Origin of the sequence: Amycolatopsis sp. A1MSW2902, assembly GCF_017312175.1 — a bacterium.
Lineage (GTDB): Bacteria > Actinomycetota > Actinomycetes > Mycobacteriales > Pseudonocardiaceae > Amycolatopsis > Amycolatopsis nivea.
Map to the genome: position 1 here is coordinate 6,275,860 of NZ_QJPO01000001.1, position 22,737 is coordinate 6,298,596.

The 22,737-nt window shown below is 69.6% G+C and carries 24 protein-coding genes; 16 read left to right on the forward strand and 8 right to left on the reverse strand.

Features of this window, described 5'->3' with window-relative positions; all coding sequences use genetic code 11:
- The first annotated feature begins 15 nt into the window (after positions 1-15).
- The 8 genes from DMP23_RS28850 to DMP23_RS28885 are packed head-to-tail and all read left to right on the forward strand — an operon-like array spanning position 16 to position 4,756.
- A complete protein-coding gene (locus tag DMP23_RS28850; protein WP_134668818.1) occupies positions 16-765 on the forward strand; it encodes a GNAT family N-acetyltransferase in 750 nt (249 codons plus the stop codon).
- The gene (gene cofD, locus DMP23_RS28855; protein WP_043831954.1) at positions 762-1,754 is read left to right on the forward strand and encodes a 2-phospho-L-lactate transferase; all 993 of its coding nucleotides are present in this window, start codon (positions 762-764) and stop codon (positions 1,752-1,754) included. Before DMP23_RS28850 ends, cofD begins: the two co-directional genes overlap by 4 nt.
- Positions 1,690-3,099 (forward strand): coenzyme F420-0:L-glutamate ligase, encoded by a 1,410-nt coding sequence (locus tag DMP23_RS28860; protein ID WP_235146710.1) that lies wholly within the window; start codon positions 1,690-1,692, stop codon positions 3,097-3,099. Before cofD ends, DMP23_RS28860 begins: the two co-directional genes overlap by 65 nt.
- A complete protein-coding gene (locus DMP23_RS28865; protein WP_238608529.1) occupies positions 3,096-3,623 on the forward strand; it encodes an NUDIX hydrolase in 528 nt (175 codons plus the stop codon). The genes DMP23_RS28860 and DMP23_RS28865 overlap by 4 nt, the downstream gene beginning before the upstream one ends.
- 9 nt (positions 3,624-3,632) lie before the next feature.
- On the forward strand, positions 3,633-3,779 hold the full coding sequence (locus DMP23_RS28870; protein ID WP_336161224.1) for an LPXTG cell wall anchor domain-containing protein: 147 nt from the start codon (positions 3,633-3,635) through the stop codon (positions 3,777-3,779).
- Positions 3,776-4,129: a GntR family transcriptional regulator gene (locus DMP23_RS28875; RefSeq protein ID WP_037815963.1), complete on the forward strand. Its 354-nt coding sequence runs from the start codon at positions 3,776-3,778 to the stop codon at positions 4,127-4,129. The genes DMP23_RS28870 and DMP23_RS28875 overlap by 4 nt, the downstream gene beginning before the upstream one ends.
- A 55-nt stretch (positions 4,130-4,184) precedes the next feature.
- Positions 4,185-4,421: a hypothetical protein gene (locus DMP23_RS28880; protein ID WP_134733778.1), complete on the forward strand. Its 237-nt coding sequence runs from the start codon at positions 4,185-4,187 to the stop codon at positions 4,419-4,421.
- Between the two features lie 44 nt (positions 4,422-4,465).
- Positions 4,466-4,756 (forward strand): hypothetical protein, encoded by a 291-nt coding sequence (locus DMP23_RS28885; protein WP_336161221.1) that lies wholly within the window; start codon positions 4,466-4,468, stop codon positions 4,754-4,756.
- Positions 4,757-4,783: 27 nt separating this feature from the next.
- Here the strand turns inward: DMP23_RS28885 and DMP23_RS28890 are convergent, their stop codons facing one another.
- On the reverse strand, positions 4,784-5,677 hold the full coding sequence (locus tag DMP23_RS28890; protein ID WP_337823101.1) for a DNA-3-methyladenine glycosylase family protein: 894 nt from the start codon (positions 5,675-5,677) through the stop codon (positions 4,784-4,786).
- Positions 5,677-6,756 (reverse strand): sugar phosphate nucleotidyltransferase, encoded by a 1,080-nt coding sequence (locus DMP23_RS28895; protein WP_134668804.1) that lies wholly within the window; start codon positions 6,754-6,756, stop codon positions 5,677-5,679. The genes DMP23_RS28890 and DMP23_RS28895 overlap by 1 nt, the downstream gene beginning before the upstream one ends.
- A 140-nt stretch (positions 6,757-6,896) precedes the next feature.
- Between DMP23_RS28895 and DMP23_RS28900 the strand changes: the two genes are divergently transcribed.
- Positions 6,897-7,373, forward strand: a complete 477-nt coding sequence (locus DMP23_RS28900; protein WP_134733784.1) for a hypothetical protein — start codon at positions 6,897-6,899, stop codon at positions 7,371-7,373.
- Between the two features lie 170 nt (positions 7,374-7,543).
- On the opposite strand, the gene DMP23_RS28905 is transcribed toward DMP23_RS28900, so the two are convergent.
- Positions 7,544-8,407 carry a glycosyltransferase family 2 protein gene (locus DMP23_RS28905; RefSeq protein ID WP_205670269.1) on the reverse strand — a complete coding sequence of 288 codons (864 nt, stop codon included), beginning with the start codon at positions 8,405-8,407 and terminating at the stop codon, positions 7,544-7,546.
- A gap of 50 nt (positions 8,408-8,457) precedes the next feature.
- Positions 8,458-9,114, reverse strand: a complete 657-nt coding sequence (locus DMP23_RS28910) for a TetR/AcrR family transcriptional regulator (protein WP_037815971.1) — start codon at positions 9,112-9,114, stop codon at positions 8,458-8,460.
- Between the two features lie 121 nt (positions 9,115-9,235).
- Here DMP23_RS28910 and DMP23_RS28915 point away from each other — a divergent pair, with 121 nt between their 5' ends.
- The 3 genes from DMP23_RS28915 to DMP23_RS28925 are packed head-to-tail and all read left to right on the forward strand — an operon-like array spanning position 9,236 to position 11,240.
- Positions 9,236-9,865: an SRPBCC family protein gene (locus tag DMP23_RS28915; protein WP_337823102.1), complete on the forward strand. Its 630-nt coding sequence runs from the start codon at positions 9,236-9,238 to the stop codon at positions 9,863-9,865.
- Positions 9,866-9,891: 26 nt separating this feature from the next.
- Positions 9,892-10,224: a hypothetical protein gene (locus DMP23_RS28920; RefSeq protein ID WP_238608537.1), complete on the forward strand. Its 333-nt coding sequence runs from the start codon at positions 9,892-9,894 to the stop codon at positions 10,222-10,224.
- Between the two features lie 41 nt (positions 10,225-10,265).
- Entirely contained in the window at positions 10,266-11,240 is a 975-nt protein-coding gene (locus DMP23_RS28925; RefSeq protein WP_134733786.1) for an amidohydrolase family protein, read from the forward strand.
- Here DMP23_RS28925 and DMP23_RS28930 read toward each other — a convergent pair.
- Both DMP23_RS28930 and DMP23_RS28935 read right to left on the reverse strand, forming a co-directional pair.
- A complete protein-coding gene (locus DMP23_RS28930) occupies positions 11,237-12,367 on the reverse strand; it encodes a glycosyltransferase family 4 protein (RefSeq protein ID WP_043831933.1) in 1,131 nt (376 codons plus the stop codon). The two genes, DMP23_RS28925 and DMP23_RS28930, sit on opposite strands and share 4 nt — an antisense overlap.
- Positions 12,368-13,018: 651 nt before the next feature.
- Positions 13,019-14,104, reverse strand: coding sequence for a glycosyltransferase family 4 protein (locus DMP23_RS28935; protein WP_134668796.1), 1,086 nt, complete (start codon positions 14,102-14,104; stop codon positions 13,019-13,021).
- 18 nt (positions 14,105-14,122) lie between these two features.
- Between DMP23_RS28935 and DMP23_RS28940 the strand changes: the two genes are divergently transcribed.
- The 3 genes from DMP23_RS28940 to DMP23_RS28950 are packed head-to-tail and all read left to right on the forward strand — an operon-like array spanning position 14,123 to position 18,675.
- Positions 14,123-15,052: a glycosyltransferase family 2 protein gene (locus DMP23_RS28940; RefSeq protein WP_134733787.1), complete on the forward strand. Its 930-nt coding sequence runs from the start codon at positions 14,123-14,125 to the stop codon at positions 15,050-15,052.
- A 31-nt stretch (positions 15,053-15,083) separates the two neighbouring features.
- Positions 15,084-17,597, forward strand: a complete 2,514-nt coding sequence (locus DMP23_RS28945) for a glycosyltransferase (protein ID WP_337823103.1) — start codon at positions 15,084-15,086, stop codon at positions 17,595-17,597.
- Positions 17,590-18,675: a glycosyltransferase family 4 protein gene (locus DMP23_RS28950; protein WP_337823104.1), complete on the forward strand. Its 1,086-nt coding sequence runs from the start codon at positions 17,590-17,592 to the stop codon at positions 18,673-18,675. The genes DMP23_RS28945 and DMP23_RS28950 overlap by 8 nt, the downstream gene beginning before the upstream one ends.
- A 312-nt stretch (positions 18,676-18,987) precedes the next feature.
- On the opposite strand, the gene rfbD is transcribed toward DMP23_RS28950, so the two are convergent.
- Both rfbD and rfbB read right to left on the reverse strand, forming a co-directional pair.
- The gene (gene rfbD, locus DMP23_RS28955; protein WP_337823105.1) at positions 18,988-19,872 is read right to left on the reverse strand and encodes a dTDP-4-dehydrorhamnose reductase; all 885 of its coding nucleotides are present in this window, start codon (positions 19,870-19,872) and stop codon (positions 18,988-18,990) included.
- A gap of 28 nt (positions 19,873-19,900) precedes the next feature.
- Positions 19,901-20,893, reverse strand: a complete 993-nt coding sequence (rfbB, locus tag DMP23_RS28960) for a dTDP-glucose 4,6-dehydratase (RefSeq protein ID WP_238608663.1) — start codon at positions 20,891-20,893, stop codon at positions 19,901-19,903.
- Between the two features lie 118 nt (positions 20,894-21,011).
- Here rfbB and DMP23_RS28965 point away from each other — a divergent pair, with 118 nt between their 5' ends.
- The gene (locus tag DMP23_RS28965; protein WP_337823106.1) at positions 21,012-22,550 is read left to right on the forward strand and encodes an LCP family protein; all 1,539 of its coding nucleotides are present in this window, start codon (positions 21,012-21,014) and stop codon (positions 22,548-22,550) included.
- Positions 22,551-22,737: the final 187 nt, after the last annotated feature.

The window sequence follows — 22,737 nt, forward strand, 5'->3', positions numbered from 1 at the left end:
CGTCACAATCTAACCGTGAACTCCCGGGAAAAGCTCGAAATCGTGTGTGCGAAAGCGTGGCAGGCGGTGGTCGAGGAGCCGCTCGGAGAATGGACTCTGCGCTGGGCGGACGGCTTCACCGGGCGCGCGAACAGCACACTCGCGGTCGGCGACCCCGGCCGTCCGGTCCCGGACGCGCTCGCGGCCGTATGTGACTTCGCCCACGCTCGCGGCATTCCGCCCGCGGTTCAGGTGCTGGAAGACAGCGAACTGGAGCGCGCGGTGGCCGCCGCGGGCTGGCGCGAGCAGGTCGAGCACGCCGCCGGGTACCGGGTGTCGGTGCTGACCGGTCCGCTGCCGTCCGGTCCTTCGCCCGGCGCCGAGGTCCTCGACCAGGCGACGCCGGAATGGTGGGAATTGGCCGAGAACACCACCGAGCCGGGTTCCGCCCAGCGGCACGTCGTGACCACCGGAAAGGTCGGCTACGGCGTGGTGCTGGCCGACGGGGTCACCGCCGGGGCGGTGCGCGGGGCCGTCGTCGACGACTGGCTCCACGTCGCCCGTCTCGCGGTCGCGCCGGAGTTTCGCCGCCGCGGCCTGGCCACCACGGTGCTGCACGCGCTCGCCGACTGGGGCCGTGCGCACGGCGCCGACAAGTGGGTTCTGCAAGTGGCGGTGGGCAACGCCGGCGCGCTCGCGTTGTATTCCGCGCTGGGCTGTTCGGAGCACCACAGGTACCGGTACTGGGGCCCGGCGCCGCGGACGTGCGAGGATCGCCAGTCGTGAAGATCGTCGTACTGGTAGGCGGGGTGGGCGGCGCCCGCTTCCTGCTCGGGGTCAAAACCGCACTCGGACTTCCCGCGATCGGCGCGGGCGAGTCCCCGCACGAGATCACCGCGCTGGTGAACACCGGCGACGACGTGTGGATGCACGGCCTGCGCATCTGCCCGGATCTCGACACCTGCATGTACACCCTCGGCGGCGGCATCGACACCGAACGCGGCTGGGGCCACGCGGGCGAGACCTGGACGGTGAAGGAGGAACTCGCCGCCTACGGCGCGGAGCCGACCTGGTTCGGGCTCGGCGACAAGGACATCGCGACCCACCTCATCCGGTCGCGGATGCTGCGCGCGGGCTATCCGCTGTCCCAGGTCACCGAGGCGCTGTGCGATCGCTGGCAGCCCGGCGTGCGCCTGCTGCCGATGTCGGACGACCGGGTCGAAACGCACGTCGTGATCGACGATCCGGACCAGCCGGAGCAGCAGAAGGCCGTGCACTTCCAGGAGTGGTGGGTGCGTTACCGGGCCGGCGTGCCCGCACATTCGATCGTGGCGGTCGGCAATGACGAGGCGAAGCCCGGTCCGGGGGTGCTCGAAGCGCTGGCCGAGGCGGACGTCGTGCTGTTCGCGCCGTCGAACCCGGTCGTGTCGGTCGGCACGACGCTCGGGGTGCCCGGCGTGCGCGACGCACTGCGGAAAACTCGCGCCAAGGTCGTCGGGGTGTCGCCGATCATCGGCGGGAAAGCGTTGCGCGGCATGGCCGACGCGTGCCTCACCGCGATCGGCGTGGAGACCTCCGCGGAGGCGGTCGGCCGCCACTACGGAGCGCGTTCGGAAGGCGGCGTGCTCGACGGCTGGCTCGTCGCGCCGGAGGATCACGAGGTCACGGTGCCCGGCGTGGACGTGCGCGCGGTGCCGCTGCTGATGTCCGATGTGGACGCGACGGCGGACATGGTCCGCGCGGCGCTCGACGTGGCTGGAGTCTCCAGTGTCTGATGCAACACAGCTTGACCACGCTTCCCAGAAGATCGAGATCCTGCCGGTTCCCGGGCTGCCGGAGTTCCGTCCCGGCGACGACCTGACCGGCGCGATCGTGTCCGCCGCGCCGTGGCTGCGGTCCGGCGACGTGGTCGTGGTGACCAGCAAGGCGTTCTCGAAGATCGAGGGCCGCTTGGTGCGCGTGCCGAGCGACCCCGAGGCGCGCGACGCGGCCCGGCGGAAGCTGATCGAGGAAGAATCGGTGCGGGTGGTCGCCCGGATCGCGCGCACGCTGATCACCGAGAACAACCTGGGCATCGTGCAGGCGGCGTCCGGGATCGACGCGTCGAACGTGCGCGGCGACGAGGTGGCGTTGCTGCCCGCGGACCCGGACGCGTCCGCTTTGGCTCTGCGCAACGGTTTGCGCGAGCGGCTGGGCGTCGAGGTGGCCGTGGTCGTCACCGACACGATGGGCCGGGCCTGGCGAGTCGGCCAGACCGACGCCGCGATCGGCGCGTCCGGTCTGCGCGTGCTGCACGGGTACGCCGGACAGGTCGATTCGCAGGGAAACGAGCTGGCCGTTACGGAAATCGCGATCGCGGACGAGATCGCCGCCGCGGCGGACCTGGTGAAGGGCAAGCTCGGCGGGTTGCCGGTCGCGGTCGTGCGCGGCCTGCAGATCCACGACGACGGATCCACCGCGCGGGACCTGATCCGCCCGGGCGAAACCGACCTCTTTCGCTTGGGCACCAACGAATCCATCGCGCAGGGCCGCCGGGAAGCGGTACCGCACCGGCGTTCCGTCCGGCACTTCAGCGACGAGCCGGTCGACCCCGAAGCCATGCGTCGCGCGGTCGCGTCCGCGCTCACCGCGCCCGCGCCGCACCACACTCACCCCGTGCGGTTCATCTGGCTGCGCGACGAAGGCCTGCGCCGCAAACTCCTCGACGCGATGCGTGCGTCCTGGGAAGCCGACCTGACCAGCGACGGCTTCACGCCCGAGCAGATCGCGAAACGCCTTTCCCGCGGCGACATTCTTTATCGTGCACCGGAACTGGTCATCCCGTTCCTGCTGCCCGAAGGCGCGCACACTTACCGCGACGACCGGCGAAACCGCCACGAGCGCACCATGTTCACCGTCGCCGCCGGTGCCGCCGTGCAGGGCCTGCTGGTCGCGCTGGCCGCCGAAGACCTCGGCTCGTGCTGGATCGGCTCGACCATTTTCGCCGCCGACCTGGTCCGGTCCACTTTGGACCTGACCGACCAGTGGCACCCGCTCGGCGCGGTCGCCATCGGGCACCCGGCCGAACCCGCTCCCCCGCGCGGACCGCTTTCCACCGGCGATTGGCTGATCGAACGATGACCCTGCACGAATCCGCGGTCGCCGCGCTGACCGAATGGAAGCCCTCCGAACCGGCACAAGAGTCGCTGCGGCAAGCGTTTCTCGGTTTCCTGGCGTCGCGTTCGGACACTTGCCAGCGCTCCTGCGAAGCCGGGCACCTGACCGCGTCCGCGGTGGTCCTCGACTCGACCAGCACGCAGGTCCTGCTGACCCTGCACCCGCGCGTCGGCCGCTGGCTGCAACTCGGCGGGCATTGCGAACCGTCCGACGCGTCGCTGGCCGAAGCCGCCCTGCGCGAGGCGACCGAGGAATCCGGCATGAGCGGCCTGGTGATCGGGGAAACGCCGGTGCACCTGGACGTCCACCCGATCACCTGCTCCCTCGGCGTCCCGACTCGGCATTTCGACGTCCGGTACGTCGTGCACGCCCCGCCCGGCGCGGAACCCGTGCGCAGCGAGGAATCCGACGACCTGCGCTGGTGGCCGGTCGACGCGCTGCCCGCGGGTTCGGAAGATCTGGCCGAATTGATCGCCGCGGCCCGTTAACCTGGACGCATGGACCTGGCGCGACCGCACCTGCACCCGGGCGACACCGGCGTGGCCATCAGCGGATGGGCGGTGTTGATCGGCTTCGCGGTAGCGTTCGCGCTGCTGGCGCTGGGCATTGTGGTCAGTATCCGACGGAAACGGCGGCAACGATGAGCATCAGCTACGACCCGGCCTCGGCTGTCCCGCCGTTCGAACAGGTCCGGACCTCGCTGGCCAACCAGATCAACGACGGCACCCTGGCGGTCGGCACCAAACTCCCGACAGTGCGCGGGTTGGCCGCGGAACTGGGCATCGCGCCGAACACCGTCGCGCGTGCGTACCGGGAACTCGAGGAAGCCGGTCTGCTGGAAACCCGAGGCAGAGCAGGCACTTTCGTCGGCGCGACCGGCGACGAGACGCTGTCCCGAGCCCAGGCCGCCGCGGCCACGTACGCCGAGGTGATCCGGGGGTTGGGCTTGTCGGCCGAACAAGGCGTGGCAATCGCGGCGGCGGCCCTGCGCTGATCACGGCGAGGAATTAGCATCTGGTTTTGTCCTTGCCCGACCCGATGGGAACCTCATGCTGAAATTCGTCCTGCCGGTCGTGCTGATCCTGCTGCTGATCCTCATCCTGGTCTTGAAATTCGCGGTGGGACGGCCTAAGCAGCCGCCGCAGGCCGGTCCGGGGCAGTACCCGGGACAGCAGGGGCCCGGTGCTCCGTATGGTCAGCAGCCGCAGGGCCAGTACCCGCCGCAACCTGGTCCTCCGCAGCAGTACCCGCCGCAGCAATATCCGCCGCAGAATCCGCAGGGCTGACCCGCTTCGTCCTGTGGCAAAGCCTTGACCAGGGGAGGGTCTTCATGGCTGTACAACCGTGGCATCTCATCATCCTGCTGCTGATAGCAGGCGCGGTATTCGCGATCGTGCGCGCTTCGGCCAAGAAGAAGCAAGGCCCGCCGCCGGGCTACTTCCCGCCGCAGCAGGGCTATCCGCCACCCGGCCAGAGCTATCCCCCGCCGGGACCGCAGCAGGGCTACCCCGTCCAGAACTACCCCGGCTATCCGCAGCCCGGCCCGCAGTATCCGCCGCAGCCCGGTGTCCCGCCGCAGAACCCGCAGTATCCGTACCCGCCGCAAGGCCCCGGTCAGTAGCCAGACCGCGGCACGCCGGTCAGGCACTCACATCGCCCGGTAATCCCGCAGCTCAATCCGCGGCCCGAACCGCGGCCGCCGAGCCCCGGCCGCTCCCAGATACCGGATCGCCCGCTGCCGCTGCGGTACGTACGGCGCGAGTACCTGCGCCATTTCCTCGTCGTCGATCTCCCGCCCGAGCAGCGTGTACCCGACCACCGCCGGGATGTTGTAGTCGCCGAAGCTGACCGCGTCCGGGTCGCCCCACGCGCGCTGGGCGATCTCCGCCGCCGTCCACACGCCGATGCCCCGCACCGTCCGCAGCCACGCGCGTCCCTCAACCCCGCGCAACTGCACCGCTTCTTCGAGCCGCGGAGCGACCCGGGCCGCCTCGATCAAGGCCGAGCGGCGCTTCACATCCACCCCGATCTTGTGCCAGTTCCAGTCCACAATGGACCGAATGGCGACCGGGTCCGGCGGCACCCGCAGGAAGTCCGGGCCGGGGCCGGGGGCGCGCGTGCCGAACCACCGGCACAGCTCCGCCCACGACCGGATCGCTTCCTTGCCGCTCACCTTCTGCTCGAGGATCGCCAGCACCAGCGCGTCCCACACCCGTCCGGTCGAGCCGAGTCGCAGCCCAGGCGTGTCGCGGCGGGCGGCGGCGATCACGTCGTGGTGCGCGACGAATCCGGTGTCGTCATCGTCCGCGCCGAGCAGCGCGGGCACGCCGGCGAGCAGGAAATCCGCGCCCTCGCCCCAAGCCTCGGCCTCGACGACGCCGTCCGGCCGGTGCAGCAGCGCGAGCGTTCCCTTGCCGCCGGGCGTGTTCGCGGCCAGCCACCAGACGCCGCGGTCGCGCCGGAAGTTCAGCGACCCGCGCCCACGGCTCAGCGGACCCAGCACCTGCGCCAGATCCACCGGAAACCCCGGACGCCACTCCATCACGCGTCGCTCGAAAACCGGATGCCGCCGTCCGGCACCGAAACGCCGGGCCAGATCCGCACGCCGTCGAGCAGTTCGCAGCGAGCCCCCACCGACGCGCCGTCGCCGAGCACCACACCGCGCAGCACCGCGCCCTCGCCGACCTGCGCTCCGCGGCCCAGCACCGAATTCTCGACAATCGCGTCCGGGCCGATCACCGCGTCGTCGAACACGACCGAACCGGACACCGTCGCGCCCTTCCCGACGACAGCCCGCGCACCGACCGTCGTGCCGTCGGTGAGCTTCGCTCCGGTAAAGACAGAAGCCCCGTCCAGCGCCAGAAAATCGCCGGTCGGCCCGGCCAGCGCGGAAGTCGGCGCGACGCCGCGGACCAGATCGGCGCTGCCGCGGACGAACGCCTCGGGAGTGCCGACGTCGAGCCAGTACGAAGAATCAACAAATCCGTGCAGATGCGCGCCATTTTCGAGGAGCCCGGGGAACGTCTCGCGTTCGACCGACACCCGCCGCCCGGCCGGGATGGTCTCGATCACCGGACGGCGGAAGACGTAGCAGCCGGCGTTGATCTGGTCGGTCGGCGGATTCGGCGTCTTCTCCAGGAAGGCGGTGACCCGGCCGTCGGAGTCGGTCGGCACCGAGCCGAAGCGGCTCGGGTCCGGGACGCGCTGGAGGTGCAGGGTCACGTCCGCGCCGGAGTCGAGGTGGGTGCGCAGCTGGGCGTGCAGGTCGGCACCGGAGAGGATGTCGCCGTTGAAGACGATCGCGTGGTCGGCGCGCAGCCGGTCGTAGACGTTGCGGATGGCACCCCCGGTGTCGAGCGGCTCCTCCTCCACCACGTACTCGATCTCCAGCCCGTGCGCGGACCCGTCGCCGAAGTACTCCTCGAACACCTCGGCCCGGTACGACGTGCCGAGCACCACATGCCGGATCCCGGCCGCGCGGATGCGGGAGAACAGGTGGCTCAGATAGGGCGTGCCCGCCGTCGGCAGCATCGGCTTCGGCGCGGACAGCGTGAGCGGGCGCAGCCGCGTGCCCTGGCCGCCGACCAGTACGACGGCGTCGACCTCGACCTCGGACGTCACAGAAATCTCCTTTGTATCACGCACCGCTGAGCGACAAGCCGCGGGAAACGTGGGCGGCGCGGGCCCCGAGGGCCTACCCTAGACAGGAAACAGGCGGGCCTTTCCCTAGAGGCCCCGGGTCAGTCGGGAGGCCGAGGGGAATGGACCCCCGCGATCGCGCGGACGCATTGCTCGCACGCGCACGATCCCGCGGCGCCTTCGTGGTGACGCCGGACAACATGACGTCTCCGATGGATTCCTCCAGCACTCAGCAGATCTCCGCCGCGGTGGTCTCCGGGCTGGATCCCGACACGACGACGCAGCTGCCCGCGTCGCTGATCGAAGAGAACGACCATCCGCTGGCAGCGGGCACGCGCACCCAGCCGTCGCCGCATCCGCTGGCCCAGCCGACGCCGACGCGGCCGCTCGAAATCCCCGGCGCGCAGAACACCGCTCCGCAGCCGACGGTGCCGAGCCCGGCCGCTCCGCAGACGACGCCGCTGGTCCCGCGCCCGCAGGCGAAGCCGGTGGCGAGCCCGCTGAAGGATCCGGCCGAGGAGGAAATGACCGGCCTGGTCCCCACGATCAAGCAGAACAGCGGACGGTCCAACCTGTCCCGGCGGCTCGACGGGCTGTGATCCTCGCGGGGTCTCCCCGGGCCCGGGCTGCCCGGATTGCCCGGGGAGACTTCCCGTTCGGGAGGTCGCGTCTCCCGCGAGCGATCTTTACGACCGCAAAGTGTTGCGGCGGCTGAGCATCTGGACGATCCCGGGGGCACGCCGGTTGCCCGGGCGTCCTTTGCGGACCGTCAGCCCTTCCGGGTCTCCAGCTTCACCCGCAGCGCCAGCCCGAGCTTCACCGCGGCCAGCACCGGCTTCCACAGCAGCCCCTGGTGCCGGTCGGCGAGGTAGCGGTAGGCGCTCGCGTGGTGGGCGCGCAGCATCTTCGCCGACGCGCGCGCGGTCGAGTGGCCGCCGATGTGCATCACGCTCGACGACGGCGCGTAGACGTTCTGCCAGCCCGCCTTCGCGAGCCGGTCGCCGAGGTCGACGTCCTCGAAGTACATGAAGTAGCGGGTGTCGAAGCCGCCGACGGAGTCGAACGCCTCGCGCCGGAAGAGCTGGCAGGAGCCGGACAGCCAGCCGGACGTGCGCTCGACCGGCGCGGCGTTTTCCTGGCGGTATTCGCGAGTCCACGGGTTGCCCGGCCAGACCTTGCCGAACACCGCGTGCCCGATCCCGCGTCCGAACGACGGCAGCAGCCGCGCGGACGGGTAGACGGTCCCGTCGAGGTCGTGGATCAACGGCCCGAACGCGGCCCCGCGCGGCCAGCGCCCGGCGACCTCGATCAGCGCGTCGAGCGAGCCCGGCTCCCATTCGAGGTCCGGGTTGACCACGACGACCCAGCCGTAGCTGTCGTCGAGCGCCGCGACGCCGCGGTTGGCAGCCGTTCCGTAGCCGACGTTCTCGCCGATGCTGACGAGCGTCACGTTCTCGCGCTCGGCGGCCTTCTCCGGAGCGCCGTCGGTGGACGCGTTGTCGGCGACGACGACGTGCACCTCGCGGTCCGTCGCCTTGTCGAGCGTGTCGAGGAACTTCTCGAGCGTTTCGCCGGGGAAGTAGGTCACGGTCACGACGCCGACGCGGTCACCATACGTGCGCTGCTCAGTCACGGCGCCATTGTCCACTGCTCACGGACGGCTACATCAGCCCACCGACCCGGTCACCCGCAGTGATTCCCCGGACCGCCTTTCAGCTCCGCCAGTTCGTCGTCGATCAGCAGGCCCGGGTCGAATTTCATCCCGGTGAAGTGGCCGGCCAGTTCGAGCGACAGGACCCCGTGCAGCCGGGTCCAGAAGGACAGCGCGCGCCGCACCGCGCCGGTGCCGGCGGTGTCGCTGTCCACCCACTCGCGATGGGTTTCGAGGTGCACGTGGAACGTCGTCGCCGACTCCGGTTCGCCCAGTGCCGCGTTCGCCTCGATCAGGACTTCCATGACCTCGTTGGAGATCGCCGTCGTGTCCGGCGGCGCGTGGTAGCCGGGCACCGGCGTGCCGTAGATGAGGAAGTAGCGCTGCGGATCGGCCTTGGCCCAGTCCCGGATGACGTGTGCCAGTGCCAGCAGGTCCGCCCCGGAATCCGCCGCCGCGCGGACGGTGTCGGCGAGGCTCCGGAACGCGTCCCGGATCAGCGCGGTGATCAGCTCGTCCCGGCCGCGGTAGTACCGGTACAGCGCGGGCACGGTCATGCCCATCTGCTTGGCGATCGCGGTCAGCGACAGCGCGGGCAGCCCCGCCTCGGCGATCTGCTGCCGCGCGTGCTGCTTGATCTCCTCGCGCACCTGTTCGCGGTAACGCTCCCGCGGTGCCTGCTCGGCCATCGGCTGTATCCCTTCGCTCCTCTCCGCACAGTGTAGTTAAGCCCCTTCACTCCCGCTATTGACGTTCACGGTCGCGAACTTGTACGGTCTTAACTGAAGTTAAGCCAATTAACTATCACTAATGGAGTTCACCGTGTCGAACCTCAAGCCGCGTCTGCGCGCCGCACTGCTGGCCCTTCCGGTCGCCGCCGGACTGCTCGGCGCCGCGACCGCCCAAGCCGCCACCCCGCACCCGAGTTCCCTGACCTGCCAAGGAAAAGGCATCGACCCGACCGCCCAGCTCCACCACCGCGCGGAGACCTTCATCAAGGCCCCGCTGAGCACCGTGTGGCGACTGCACACCAGCGTCGAAAGCTGGCCGCGCTGGCAAAAGCCGGTCACGAGCATGAAGCGCCTCGACCCAGGTCGCCTGCACCCCGGTTCGCGGTTCCGCTGGACCACGCCCGCTCCACCCACGCCGTCGACCCCGGCCACCACACTGGTCATCACGTCGACCGTCCACCAGGTCAAACCCGGCCAGTGCATCCGCTGGTCCGGCCCGGCGATCGGCCAGGGCCTGCGGATCGACAAGGGCACGCACGTCTGGAACTTCGTCCCGGTGCGCGGCGGAGTCCTCGTCCGCACCGAAGAAAGCTGGACCGGCCAGCAGATCGAGGCCGACCCGGCCACCGCGATCAAGTACCTGGCCCCGGGTCTGGACCTCTGGCTGGCCGATCTGAAGACCGCCGCCGAAGCTCACTGTCACCGCTGAACCCGTACCCGCGAAGGAGAATCGTCATGCCCGCGTCCCGTGCCTCGCTGCCTGTCCTGATCACCGCCTGGTCCGTCCCTGCTCTCGTCCTCGGGCAGTTCGCGTTGCTCTCCGGCATTCCGTTGATCGCGCTTCTCGTCTCCAGCCTGCGCAATTCCCAGCCGCGCGCGCTGCGCTGGTGGTCCGCCGGATTGGCCGCGGTCTATCTCGGAGTGCTCGCACTTTGGGCGTTAAGTCCGGAAAGCGCGCCGAGTTTGTCTAAATCGATGAATCCGGCGGTCACGGCATTCTTCGTCGCGAGCGGAGTCGCGGTCGCCATCGCCCACCACGTCCGCAAACGCCCCGGTGCCGTTAACTGAAACTGGTAACCTCGAAACCACCAGCCGTAAAGAGGGGGCCGATGAAAACCGTCGCCATCGAGGAGCACTGGACCACCTCCGGCATCGACCGGATGCTGCGCACCGAATCCGGCGACCCGAGCATCGCGCACAACGACCGCGGCGATCTCGCCGAGCGCCTGCTCGACATCGGCGACCAGCGCGTCGCGTGGATGGACGAGGCGGGCATCGACGTCCAGCTCCTCTCGATCGCGCCGCCGGGAACGCACGGATGCCCGGCCCCGCAGGGCATCGAGCTGAGCCGCGAGGCGAACGACCTGATCAGCGAGGCCGTCGCGAAGCATCCCGACCGCTTCCGCGCCATGACGACGCTGCCGATGTCCGATCCGGACGCAGCACTCGCCGAACTGCAGCGGACCGCGAAGGATCCGGCGCACGTCGGGATCATGTCGTACGGCCGCAGCGGCGACCGCCCGCTCGACGATCCCGCGTACGACGAACTGCTCGGCGCGGCCGCCGCGCTCGGCAGGCCGGTTTTCGTCCACCCGCAGATCCCGGTGGAGTCCGTCCGCCAGGCTTCCTACAGCGGTTTCGGCCCGGAACTCGACCTCGGACTGGCCACGTACGGCCTCGGCTGGCACTACGAGGCCGGGCTCGCCGTCATCCGGCTGATCCTGCGCGGAACCTTCGACCGCCACCCGGATCTCCAAGTCGTCCTCGGCCACTGGGGCGAGGTGGTCCTGTTCGCACTGGACCGCATCGACAGCCTGTCGCACACGGCCACGCATCTCGAACGTCGCGTCTCCGAGTATTTCCGCACCAACATTCACCTGGCGACCAGCGGAATGCTCGTCCCGCGAATGCTGCGCAATGCTCTCGAATACACCGGCACCGATCGGATCTTGCTTTCCGGCGATTATCCATTCCACCGGGTCCAATCCACAGCTGTCGCGGAATTCCTGCAGAATTTACCCGACGAGGAAGACCGGGAAAAGATCGCGCACGCCAACGCGGAAGCCCTTTACGGTCTCCGTTAACGATTGCGCAAATGCTGATGCCAGGCTTTTCCGTAAGCCTCGCGGTGCCGATCCGCCGTTGTCGTCCACGAGAATTCCTTGGCGCGCCGCTGCGCCGCGGAAGCGAGTACTGAGCGACGCGACGGATCGGCCAGCAATTCCGTCAACGCCGCGGCGACATCGCCCGCACCGACACCGCAGTACGCGACCGCGTCGCCGCCGACTTCCGGCAGGGAGAGGCGGCGCGTGGTCAGCACCGCGGCACCGCAGGCCATCGCTTCGAGCACCGGAAGCCCGAATCCTTCGCCGAGGCTCGGGTACGCCACGAGCTCCGCACCGCCGAGGAATCCGGCGAGCGTCCCGAACGGCAGATACCCCGCGCGAATCACCCGAAGCCGGTGCGGCACCGCGTCCAGCGCGCGCTCCACCTGGGTGTCCCAGCCAGGCTGCCCGGCGAGCACGAGCGCCGGCGCGTCCCGCTGCCCGGCGACCGCGCGGGCGTAACCGCGGATCAGCGCGGGCACGTTTTTCCGCGGTTCGAGCGCCCCGAGGAACGCGATGTACGGCGTCGCACCGAGCCCGACCGCCTTCCGCGCCGCCGCGATCTCCTCCGGGGACGGCGGGTGGAAGCGTTCGCTGTCGACGCCGTGATGGATGATCTCCAACTCCGCGTGCCGCACCGGGCTCACTCGCGCCAGCTCTACCGCTGTCGCGTGACTGGGAACTACGCAGAGTGTCGCCCGCCGCAGCGCGGTGGCGGTCCACGCACGGAAGAACCGGGCCTTGACCGACGAGTGCAGGACCGCGTCGGTGAAGAACGTCGCGTCATGCAGCGTGACTACCGAAGCGGCCCCGCTGGCGAGCGGCATCGTGTAGTGCGGAGAGTGCACGACGTCGGCAGCGAGCCGCCGCACGAGCCGGGGCAAGGTGGCTTGCTCCCAGGTCAGCCGGGCAGTGCGCGTGGAGGTCGCGGGCGACGCGGCGACGATCCGGGAACCAGGCGCGAGCTGACTGTAAAGCGGCAGGTCACGAGGCTGGCAGACCACCGTCAGCCGTGCCCCGTCCTGATCGAGCGCACCAACGAGCGAGTCCACGTATCGGCCGACCCCACCCCGATCCGCGGGCACCGCGGTCGCGTCGATCAGCACACGGGGATCACCGGTCACGAGTGCAGCGTACGGCGATCACCCACCGCACAGGTCAGGAACCGGCAAACTGCCGCCGACTCCAGGCGCCACCACCCTCGCCCACCTGCACTCACCCGTCCGGGTTCACTCGACCGTGTTAGGCCGATGGCAGCCTGACGACTGCCGACGCCACACCGGCCCGCGAACACCTGCGCCTGCTCCCTGCCGACTCCCTGCCGAGCTTCGACAGCCCCGCCGCCCCTCGGCAGCCGCGGCACTGCCAGCCCGGCCGCCCCGGTTCGACCAGCACCGGAACCTTCGCGAGCACCCGACCCGGCCGCCGATGCCCAGCCCACCCAGCCTCCGCTATAGCCGCCATTGCCCAGCCGCTACCCGAACGGCCGCCGGTGCAGCCGCCAAAGCCCCAACCGCAACCCGCCCACCAAAGCCCCCACAGCAGCCCGACAGCAGCCCGCCCGCCGACGCAACCGCAGTCGCCGCCCCCGCTACAAACCAGCCGCCCGCCGCCGCAGGCGCCAAAGCCCAATTGCCGACCCGCCGCAAGCCCGCCAGCCGTCAGCCAGCCCGCCGACTCAGCCGCCAGAGCCCAGCCGCCGCCGACCGCAGCCAGCCCGCCGCAGCCGCACTCGCCACCCCGCCACAAACCACCCGTCAGCTAGCCCGCCGATGAGCCGCCCACACCGCCTCAGCAGCCGCTCGCCAAGTGAACGTCCGGGCCCGCTCCCGCCCCAACTTCGAAAGCTCCGCCGCCTTGTCCGGCGACAACAGCACCTCTTTCAGCGCCCACGCCAGCGCGTCCGCATCCCCGCGCGGCACCACCAGCCCGGCCCCGCCGGAGACCTCTACCAGGGCCGGGACGTCCGTGTGCACCACCGGGACCCCGATCGCCATCGCTTCCAGCAGCGGCAGTCCGAAGCCTTCGGCGAGGCTCGGCATCGCCAGCACGCTCGCGCCGCGCATCGCGGTCGCCAACTGGGCGTCGGTCACCTTCCCCAGGACCCGCACCGATTTCAGGCCGCGGTCGGCCGCCAGCCGCACCGGGTCGATGCCGCCCCAGCCGGGCTGGCCGGCGAGCACCAGGCCGACGTCGCCGACCTCGTCCGTGCCGTCGAGTTGCGCCACCGCGTCGACCAGCACGTCCATGCCCTTGCGCGGTTCGATCGTCCCGACCGCCAGCACGTACCGCGACGGCAGGTCAAGCTGGGCGGACCCCTCCGGCACGGTCACCCCGTGCGGCACGACCCGCACCGGGACGTCCACGTCCAGCAGCACCGCCAGCTCGTCGGCGACCGCCCGGGTCGGCACGATCAGCCCGGACGACCGCCGCGCCGCCCGCGCGATCATCGACCGGTGCCAGCTGACGCCGCGTGCGGTCAGGGTCTCCGGATGCGTCCACGGCACCGTGTCATGCACGGTGACGGTCAGCGTTCGCCCAGCCGGGGCACGGGGCGGCGCGAACGGGGTCGGCGCGTGCACCGCGTCACCGCCCGGCCACCAGCGCAGGCCCAGTTGCCACAGCGCGACCAGCGCCCTCGGCGGCAGCGGCAGCACGCGCGGTCCCTCGACCCCCTCGACCTGCGCCGCGGAGACGTCCGCGTGCCGCGCGACCACGCTGGACACGGTCCAGCCGGGCGGCGCGGTGCGGGCGAGCGCGGGCAGCAGTTCGGCGGTGTACCGGCCGGTGCCACCCGGAACGGGGGCGAGCAGTTGCTCAGCGATCACGACCAGTTCGGGCACGCCGCTATTCTCTCCCAGGTGACCAGCGCGGAATCCGGCACCACCGTCGTCGTGGTGACCTGGCGTGGGGAAGCCCACCTCGCCGCGTGCCTCGACGCGCTCGCCGCCCAGGACCGTCCACATCGGACACTCGTGGTGGACAACGCCTCAACCGACGGCACCGCAACGATTCTGGCCGAGCACCCGAGCCGTCCGGAGGTCCTCCGGCTGCGTCGCAACACCGGTTACGCCGGTGCGATGGCCCACGCGCTCGACCGCATCGGCACCCCTCGCGTCGCCTGGCTCAACGACGACGCCGCCCCTGAACCGGACTGGCTCGCCAACCTCGAAGACACCCTCGACAGCCAGCCGCTCGCCGCCGCCGTCACGTCCCGGCTCGAACTGACCGACGGCAGCACCCAGTCGACCGGCGTCCGGCTCACCGCCGACGGCCACGGCGCCGACCTCACCGAGCCCAGCGACGAGGTCTTCGGCTTCTGCGGCGGCGCCGCGCTGCTGCGCACCGACGCCGTGCGCGCGGTCGGCGGCGTCCCGGCGAGCTTCTTCTGTTACTACGAGGACACCGACACCGCGTGGCGGCTGCGGCTGGCCGGCTGGCACGTCGTCGCCGCGCCGAAAGCGCGGGTCCAGCACCTGCACGGAGCCAGCACGAAGCCCGGTTCACCGCAATTTCACCGCTGGAACGAACGCAACCGCCTGCTCATGCTGCTGCGCTGCGCCCCTACGAAAGTCGCGATCCGGGAATTGGCCCGCTTCGCCGCGATCACCGCGCTGCTTCCGCTGCGCCGGCGCCGTCCGGACGCGGCGAACTTCGACCCCGCGCTGCGGCTGCGGGTACTGGCGGAGATCGTCTTCCGGCTCCCCCGCACGCTGCGGGAACGCGGTCGCGTCAGCCGGATCTCGGCGCTGGGCCGAGGCGCGATCTGGGATGCCTGGGCTGGCCTTTAAGCTGGGCGGAAATTCGACGGAGGAGCTCGTCTTGGCAGTGGGGGACCCGCAACCGCTCGTCTCGGTGATCGTGGTGAATTACCGCGGCGCCGACGACACCATCACCTGCCTGCGGGCGCTGCGAACCGACCTGGATTACGCGAATGTCGAGCTGATCTGCGTCGACAACGCTTCCGGCGGCGACGACGCGGCCCGCATCCGCGCCGAGCTGCCCGACGTGCAGCTCATCGAATCGCCGGTCAACACCGGGTTCGCCGGCGGCTGCAATCTGGGCGCGAAGCACGCGAACGGCACCGTCCTCGGCTTCCTCAACAACGACGCCCGCCCCGCTCCGGCGTGGGTCTCCGCGGCCGTCGCCGAACTGCGCGCGCAGCCGACCGTCGCCGCGGTGGCGAGCAAGGTCCTCGACTGGGACGGCACCGGCACCGACTTCGTGGACGCGGGTCTGACTTGGTTCGGCATGGGCTACAAGCGCCACGCCGGCAGCCCGATCGCGGACGTGCCCGAGGCCGAGCACGACGTCGCCAAGGACGTCCTCTTCGGCACCGGCTCGGCGCTGTTCGTGCGCGCGTCGGTGTTCGCCGAACTCGGCGGTTTCGACGAGCGTTTCTTCATGTTCTACGAGGATGTCGACCTCGGCTGGCGGCTCAACCTGCGCGGCTGGCGCGTCCGCTACGTGCCGGAATCGCTCACCTACCACCGCCACCACGGCACCATGGCAGCCGTCGACGCGCCCGACACCGGCCGCGAGACGTTCCTGCTGGAACGCAACGCACTGGCCGCGCTGTACAAGAACCTCTCCGACGAATCCCTGGCTCGCGCTCTTCCCGCGGCCCTCGCGCTGGCCGTCCGCCGGGCGACCGCACGCGGCGGCATCAACCCGGACCAGCTTGATCTGGAAAAGGGCGTCGGCCCCGTCGACACCTCGGAGGTCGCGGTCCCACGCACCACGCTCGCCGGAGTGCTGGCAGTGGACCGATTCGTGGAGATGATGCCGTCGCTGGCGGAGTCCCGCGCAGTCGAGCAGGCCGCGCGCGTGCGTACCGACGCGGACCTGCTTCCGTTGCTGCGCAAGGCACTTGAGCCCGCGTACCCGCTGCCGGATTACCTTCGCGCACACGAAATCCTCGTCGAAGCGTTCGGCATCAAGGACGTGTTCGGCCAGCGCCGCAAGATCCTCGTGCTGACCGGCGATTCGATCACCGAGCGCATGGCCGGCCCGGCGATCCGGGCGTGGAACATCGCCTCGACGCTGTCCGCCGAGCACGACGTGCACCTCATGACCACCAACCCGCTGGTCTCGCCCCCGCCGGCGGCCTTCCAGGTCAGCTCGGGCAAGCACCGCGACCTCGACGGCCCGATCGAATGGGCGGACGTCGTGATCCTTCAGGGGCACGTGCTGGAGCTGGCGCCGTCGCTGAAGAAGCAGCACGAGCACAAGATCGTGGTCGCCGACGTGTACGACCCGATGCACCTGGAGCTGCTGGAACAGGGCAAGGACGCCCCCGACGACCAGCGCGCGCTCGATCTGGCCGGCGTCACCCGCGTCCTCGACGCCCAGCTCGAACGCGCCGATTTCTTCCTCTGCGCCTCCGAGCGCCAGCGCCACTTCTGGCTGGGCCACCTCGCCGCGCTCGGCCGTCTGTCCCCGCGCCTCTACGACGCCGACCCGACCACCCAGTCGCTGCTCGCCGTCGTCCCGTTCGGGCTCTCCCCGCAAGCCCCGACGCGCACCGGCCCGGGTCTGCGTTCCGCTCTCGGCATCGGCGAATCCGACCGGGTCGTTTTGTGGGCAGGCGGCGTGTACAGCTGGTTCGACCCGCTGACCCTGATCCGCGCCTTCGACCTCCTCCGCCACCGCCGCGACGACGCCCGTCTGGTGTTCCTCGGCATGAAGCACCCGAACCCCGAGGTCGCCGAAATGGACATCGGCGCCAAGACTGTGCGGTTGGCGGATTCGCTGGGCCTCACGGACAAGAACGTTTTCTTCAACGAACAATGGGTCCCGTATTCGGACCGCCAGAACTGGCTTCTCGACGCCGATTGCGGTGTCACCACGCATTACGAACACGTCGAGACGACTTTCGCTTTCCGCACCCGGGTTCTCGACTACCTGTGGGCCGGTTTGCCGATCGTGACGACCGACGGTGACGCATTCGCCGACCTCGTCCGCGCGGAAGGCCTCGGCGTCGTCGTCCCGGCCGAAGACGCGGGCGCGTTGGCAGCCGCACTGGAAAAGTCGTTGTACGACCGGGAATTCGCCGACGCCTGCGTCGAACGGATCCGGGTGGTCGCGCAGCGCTACGCCTGGCCGGAAGCGCTGAAACCCCTGGTGGAGTTCTGCCGCAACCCGCGCCCCGCCGCGGACCGGTTGCCCGGCGGCGCCGACCTCACCGTCAGCGACCCGGTACGCGGCACCGCGATGGTGCGGCGGGATTTGGCGCTGGTACGGGAATATCTCGCCGCTGGCGGCCCAGGCGAACTGGCGAAGCGAGCAGCAGGACGGGTCACGAAGGTAGCGCGGGAGCGGTTGCGCCGTGGCTGACCGTCCGCTGCGCGTCCTGCTAGACGGCACCCCTCTGCTCGGTTCCCGGACGGGCATTGGCCGGTACACCGCCGCGTTGAGCGAAGAGCTCGCTTCCATGTCCGAAGTGGACCTTCGCGCAGTCGCGTTCACTCTGCGGGGCTGGCGGAAACTGCGGCATGTCTTGCCCCACGGCGTTCAGGCACGCGGAATGCCAGTCTCCGCAAGGCTGCTGCGAGCCACCTGGCTGCGCACCCAGCTACCCCCCGTCGAACTTTTCGCCGGACCAACCGATGTAGTCCACGGCACGAACTTCGTCCTCCCCGGCCGCCTCCGTGCCGCCGCGGTACTGACCATCCACGACCTGGCTTTCATCGACGCCCCCCAGGAACTCGCCCACTCCGACCGAACCCTCCCGGAATTGGTCCGACGCGGCGCCCACCGAGCGAATGTCATCTGCACCCCCACCGAGGCCGTCGCGGATTCCGTCGCCGAGAAACTGGATGTCGATCGATCGAAGATCATCGCCACCCCGCTAGGCGTGAACCCAGCCTGGTTCACCGCCCGCCCACCGGATGACGGAGTGCGAGCGAAGCTACGGTTGCCAGAGAAGTATTTGCTGTTCGCCGGCGCCGCCGGACCACGCAAGGGTCTCGACTGGCTAGCCGCCGCCCACGCCGCCGCCTCAGACCTTCCACCGCTGGTCTTCGCTGGCCCCGGCCCATTCCCCAGGTTGCCAAGGTCAGGACAGACCGGCTATCTGTCCGATGTGGACCTCCGCACGGTCGTGGCTGGCGCCGCAGCATTGGTTCTCCCGTCGAGGGATGAAGGCTTCGGCTTGCCGGTCCTGGAAGCAATGGCTTCAGATGTCCCCGTCGTCTGCACCGACATCCCGGCCCTGCGCGAGGTAGCAGGAGACTGCGCCACCCTAGTCCCGTACGACGACGTAGACGGCCTCGCAGAAGCCTTGCGCCAAGCCGTAACAGACCCCCACGGCCTAGCCACCTCCACCGCCCGCAGAACCCACGCGGCAAGCTTCACCTGGCACAACACCGCACTACGCACCTTAAACGCATACCGCCAGGCAACCGAAGCGTAAAACGGTTTAAAACCGCAGCATCAACGCATAACAGGGGCACCACCCAGACCCCCGCATCCCCGATCCCCGCCAAGCACGCGGTCTGAGGTGCTTGTCAAGGTACTCTTTCCAGCCTTGACAAGCACCTCAGACCGTAGTGACAATTAAAGGATCGGGGTGGGGGGCCACAAGCCGAGAATCCGGCGAAGCCGGGAAGAACCGGCGAAGCCGGAAAAGAAACCGCCCGGAGAAAGGCCCCGAAGCCCCATTGTGCTGACGGTTCGGGGGTGCTTCGTATCGGGGCGCAGGGTGGGGGCTGGGCCTTTCTCCTCTTTAGCCGTGGATGTAGCTGTTTAAAGCCGCGCGCCAATCCCTCAATGGGGTAAGTCCTGCGTCTCGCCAAGACGCGTTGGAGAGCAAAGAATAAGCGGGGCGGGGTGCTGGGCGGGGGAATTCTTCGGTGGTGCACGGCTTTACTCGTTCGGGGTTTGCTCCGATTTCTTCGAAGATCGCCCTGGCGAATCCGTACCATGAGGTCTCTCCGCTGCCGGTGCAGTGCAGGACCTTTCCTTCCGGGCCCCTGCCCCCGGCGATCGCTCCTGCCAGTTCCCAGAGGCCTTGGGCAAGATCAGCTGACCAGGTCGGTGCGCCTACCTGGTCATCTACCACCGACAACTGGTCACGTTCCGATTCCAGCCGCCGGATTGTCTCTACGAAGTTGGCTCCGGTCTTCCCATAAACCCAGCTCGTCCGCACTACCCAGGCCGACGCTCCCGACCCGAGTACCGCGTCCTCCCCTGCGGCCTTAGTCCGCCCATAGGCATTCTTAGGCCCCAAAGCATCATCGACCTCGTACGGCCGATCTCCATCCCCAGGGAATACATAATCCGTAGAGATGTGAATCAACGGCACTCGCCGTGAAGTGCAAGCCGCCGCCAGTACCCGTGGTCCGTCGACGTTCACCGCGAACGCTCTAGCCTCATCCGACTCCGCTGCGTCAACTGCCGTGTAAGCCGCGGCGTTGATCACGACCGGCACCGCACCTGCCGCCGAAGCGCGCTCTGCCAGTTCTCCCACGGCGGCGATCACCTGGCCGGTCGCCGTGATGTCCAGCTCCGCCGACGAAGGTGCCAGCACCTCCGTTTCCGGGCCCGCGGAATTCACCAGGTCCCGGCCTAGCTGGCCAGAACCGCCGGGCACGAGCACTGCCAGCCGCACCGGCGTACCTCCTACTGCGAAAAGGGTTTCAGGACGTGCCGAGCGCGGCGCGGGCCTTCAGCGGCTCCCACCACGCGCGGTTGTCGGCATACCAGCGCACCGTCTCCGCCAAACCGTCCTCGAACGACACCCGCGGAGCGTAACCGAGTTCGCCGCTGATCTTCGCGATGTCGACCGAGTACCGCCGGTCGTGGCCCTTGCGGTCGGCCACCGGTTCGACCATTTCCCAGCCGACGCCGACCGCGGCGAGCAGGCGTTCGGTCAGGTCCCGGTTGGTCAGTTCGGTGCCGCCGCCGATGTTGTAGATCTCGCCGGGACGGCCGCCGTCGGCGACCAGCTGGATTCCGTGGCAGTGGTCGTCCACGTGCAGCCAGTCCCGGACGTTCAGGCCGTCGCCGTACAGCGGGACCTTCTTGCCGTCCAGCAGGTTCGTCGCGAACAGCGGGATGACCTTTTCCGGGAACTGGTACGGGCCGTAGTTGTTCGAGCACCGCGTGACGCACACCGGCAAACCGTGCGTCCGGAAGTACGAGCGGGCGATCAGGTCCGACGAGGCCTTCGAGGCGGAGTACGGCGAATTCGGCTCCAGTACGTGGTCTTCCGACCACGAACCGTCCTGGATGGACCCGTACACCTCGTCCGTCGAGACGTGCACGAACTTCCCGACCTGCGCCTCCAGCGCCGCCTGCAACAAGGTCTGCGTGCCGAGCACGTTGGTGAGCACGAAGTCCGCCGAGCCGAGGATCGAGCGGTCCACATGGGACTCCGCGGCGAAGTGCACGACCAGGTCGACGCCGCTCATCAGCTCGGCGACCTGCGCGGTGTCGCAGATGTCGCCGCGCACGAAGCGCAGCCGCGGGCTGTCGGCGACCGGGGCGAGGTTCGCCTCGCTGCCCGCGTAGGTGAGCTTGTCGAGCACCACGACCTCGGCGTCGGACAGTGTCGGATACGCCCCCGACAGCACCTGCCGCACGTAATGCGAACCGATGAACCCAGCACCGCCCGTGACCAGGACCCGCATCCTCATCCACCCCTTCCGCCCGACCGGGCACTCTCGCCACCAGCCTACGGGTGGCTCACCTGAGACTCGGTAGAGTTCGGCAAAGCGCGAAAAGCGCGGGGCATCCTGGGGAGGAACAGTGGCCGAATGGCCGGGGACGCCGCTGCCGGCGCACCGCGGTCGCGGCGTGCTTGTCGTGCTGCGGCGAAGCGGGAAGATCCTGCTGTCCGTCGTGTCCGTGGTCGTGCTGGCGGTGACCTGGTACGGCTGGCAGTTCATCGGCGACCCGCGGTCCGGCTTCTCCACCACGGCGATCTTCGGCGAACAGCAGCCGCACGCGAAACCGCTCGACGGCGCGATCGACATCCTCCTGGTCGGCCAGGACAGCCGCACCGACGCGCAGGGCAATCCGCTGCCCCGCGAGGTGCTCGACATGCTGCACGCGGGCGAGTCCGACGGCGAAAAGCAGACCGACACGATGATCCTCGTGCACATCCCGCAGAACGGGGAGCACGCGATCGCCATCTCCTTCCCGCGCGACTCCTACGTCGAGATCACCGGCGGCTTCGGCAAGCACAAGCTGAACAGCGCCTACGTCTACGCCTACAACGACACCGCCAAGACGCTGCAGGCCAAGGGCAACGCCGACCTCAAGGACGTCGACGAGAAAGCCAAGCTCGCCGGACGCAAGAACCTCGTCGCGACGCTCGAGAAGTTCATCGGCAAACCGGGCATGATCGACCGCTACGCCGAGGTGAACCTGGCCAGCTTCTACGAGGTCACGAAGGCCATCGGCGGCGTGCAGGTGTGCCTCAAGAACCCGGTGAAGGAAAAGAAGTCGGGCGTCGACCTGCCCGCGGGCAAGCAGACCATCGAGGGCGTCCAGGCGCTCGCGTTCGTCCGCCAGCGCTACGGCCTGCAGAACGGCGACCTCGACCGGATCGCGCGCCAGCAGGCGTTCCTGTCCGGGCTCGCGAGCAAGGTGCTCTCGTCCGAGGTGCTCGCGAACCCGGTGCGGATCGCGCAGCTCATCGAGGCGGTGAAGAAGTCCGTGGTGCTGTCCGCCGGCTGGGACCTGTCCGAGTTCGTCGACCAGATGCGTGGGCTGACCGGCGGAAACGTCGAATTCCACACCATCCCCACCGAGGGCAACGCGGTCATGGGCGGCGCTGACGTGCTGCGCGTCGACCCGGTGAAGGTCCGCGCCGAGATCGACCGGCTGACCTCCGACGGCAGCACCCCGATCCCCAGCAACGCGCCGTTGCCCGGGGCCGCGCAGACCACCGTCGAGCTGTTCGACGGCTCCGGCTCGGGCGCCGCCGATCAGGTGCAGACTCTGTTGCAGGGCAAGGGTTTCCAGCTCGGCACCAGCACGAAGCTGTCCACCCGTGCGACGACGGTGCTGCGCTACCACCCGTCGGACGAGGCCGCCCCCGACCTGGTCCGCCAAGCTCTCGGCAGCAACGCTCAGGCCGAGCCGGACGCCGACGTCGCCGCCGGGCACGTCCGGGTGATCCTCGGCAAGGACGCGCGCGACACCGCCGGCGCGCCGGCCACGACGTCCTCGGCTCCTCCTGCGGCACCGCCCGCGTCCTCGCCGTCCGGAGCCCCTCCGTCCAGCCCGTCGACCTCACCCGCGCCGCTCATCACGGCGGGCGATGTTCCCTGCGTCAACTAGAGTCGAGCACCCAGCGTGCCGGTGCGCCGCAGGCCGTACGCTGGTGAACGGGGAGGTAGCCGGGGTGAGCGAAAACCAGGACAAACCGGACCGGACGGCGGATTCCGCCGACAGTCCGGCGGTTTCCGACGCCTCGGACCGCGGATCCGCCGGAACGCCGGAGCCGAAGCACGCGGCCGTCGAGCCT

Excerpts from the sequence above, each read along its gene's own strand:
- DMP23_RS28860 (WP_235146710.1), top strand. The coding sequence starts at position 1,690 with ATGTGGACGCGACGGCGGACATGGTCCGCGCGGCGCTCGACGTGGCTG.
- DMP23_RS28865 (WP_238608529.1), top strand. The coding sequence starts at position 3,096 with ATGACCCTGCACGAATCCGCGGTCGCCGCGCTGACCGAATGGAAGCCC.
- DMP23_RS28870 (WP_336161224.1), top strand. The coding sequence starts at position 3,633 with ATGGACCTGGCGCGACCGCACCTGCACCCGGGCGACACCGGCGTGGCC.
- DMP23_RS28875 (WP_037815963.1), top strand. The coding sequence starts at position 3,776 with ATGAGCATCAGCTACGACCCGGCCTCGGCTGTCCCGCCGTTCGAACAG.
- DMP23_RS28880 (WP_134733778.1), top strand. The coding sequence starts at position 4,185 with ATGCTGAAATTCGTCCTGCCGGTCGTGCTGATCCTGCTGCTGATCCTC.
- DMP23_RS28885 (WP_336161221.1), top strand. The coding sequence starts at position 4,466 with ATGGCTGTACAACCGTGGCATCTCATCATCCTGCTGCTGATAGCAGGC.
- DMP23_RS28890 (WP_337823101.1), bottom strand. The coding sequence starts at position 5,677 with ATGGAGTGGCGTCCGGGGTTTCCGGTGGATCTGGCGCAGGTGCTGGGT.
- DMP23_RS28900 (WP_134733784.1), top strand. The coding sequence starts at position 6,897 with ATGGACCCCCGCGATCGCGCGGACGCATTGCTCGCACGCGCACGATCC.
- DMP23_RS28910 (WP_037815971.1), bottom strand. The coding sequence starts at position 9,114 with ATGGCCGAGCAGGCACCGCGGGAGCGTTACCGCGAACAGGTGCGCGAG.
- DMP23_RS28915 (WP_337823102.1), top strand. The coding sequence starts at position 9,236 with ATGGAGTTCACCGTGTCGAACCTCAAGCCGCGTCTGCGCGCCGCACTG.
- DMP23_RS28920 (WP_238608537.1), top strand. The coding sequence starts at position 9,892 with ATGCCCGCGTCCCGTGCCTCGCTGCCTGTCCTGATCACCGCCTGGTCC.
- DMP23_RS28925 (WP_134733786.1), top strand. The coding sequence starts at position 10,266 with ATGAAAACCGTCGCCATCGAGGAGCACTGGACCACCTCCGGCATCGAC.
- rfbB (WP_238608663.1), bottom strand. The coding sequence starts at position 20,893 with ATGCGGGTCCTGGTCACGGGCGGTGCTGGGTTCATCGGTTCGCATTAC.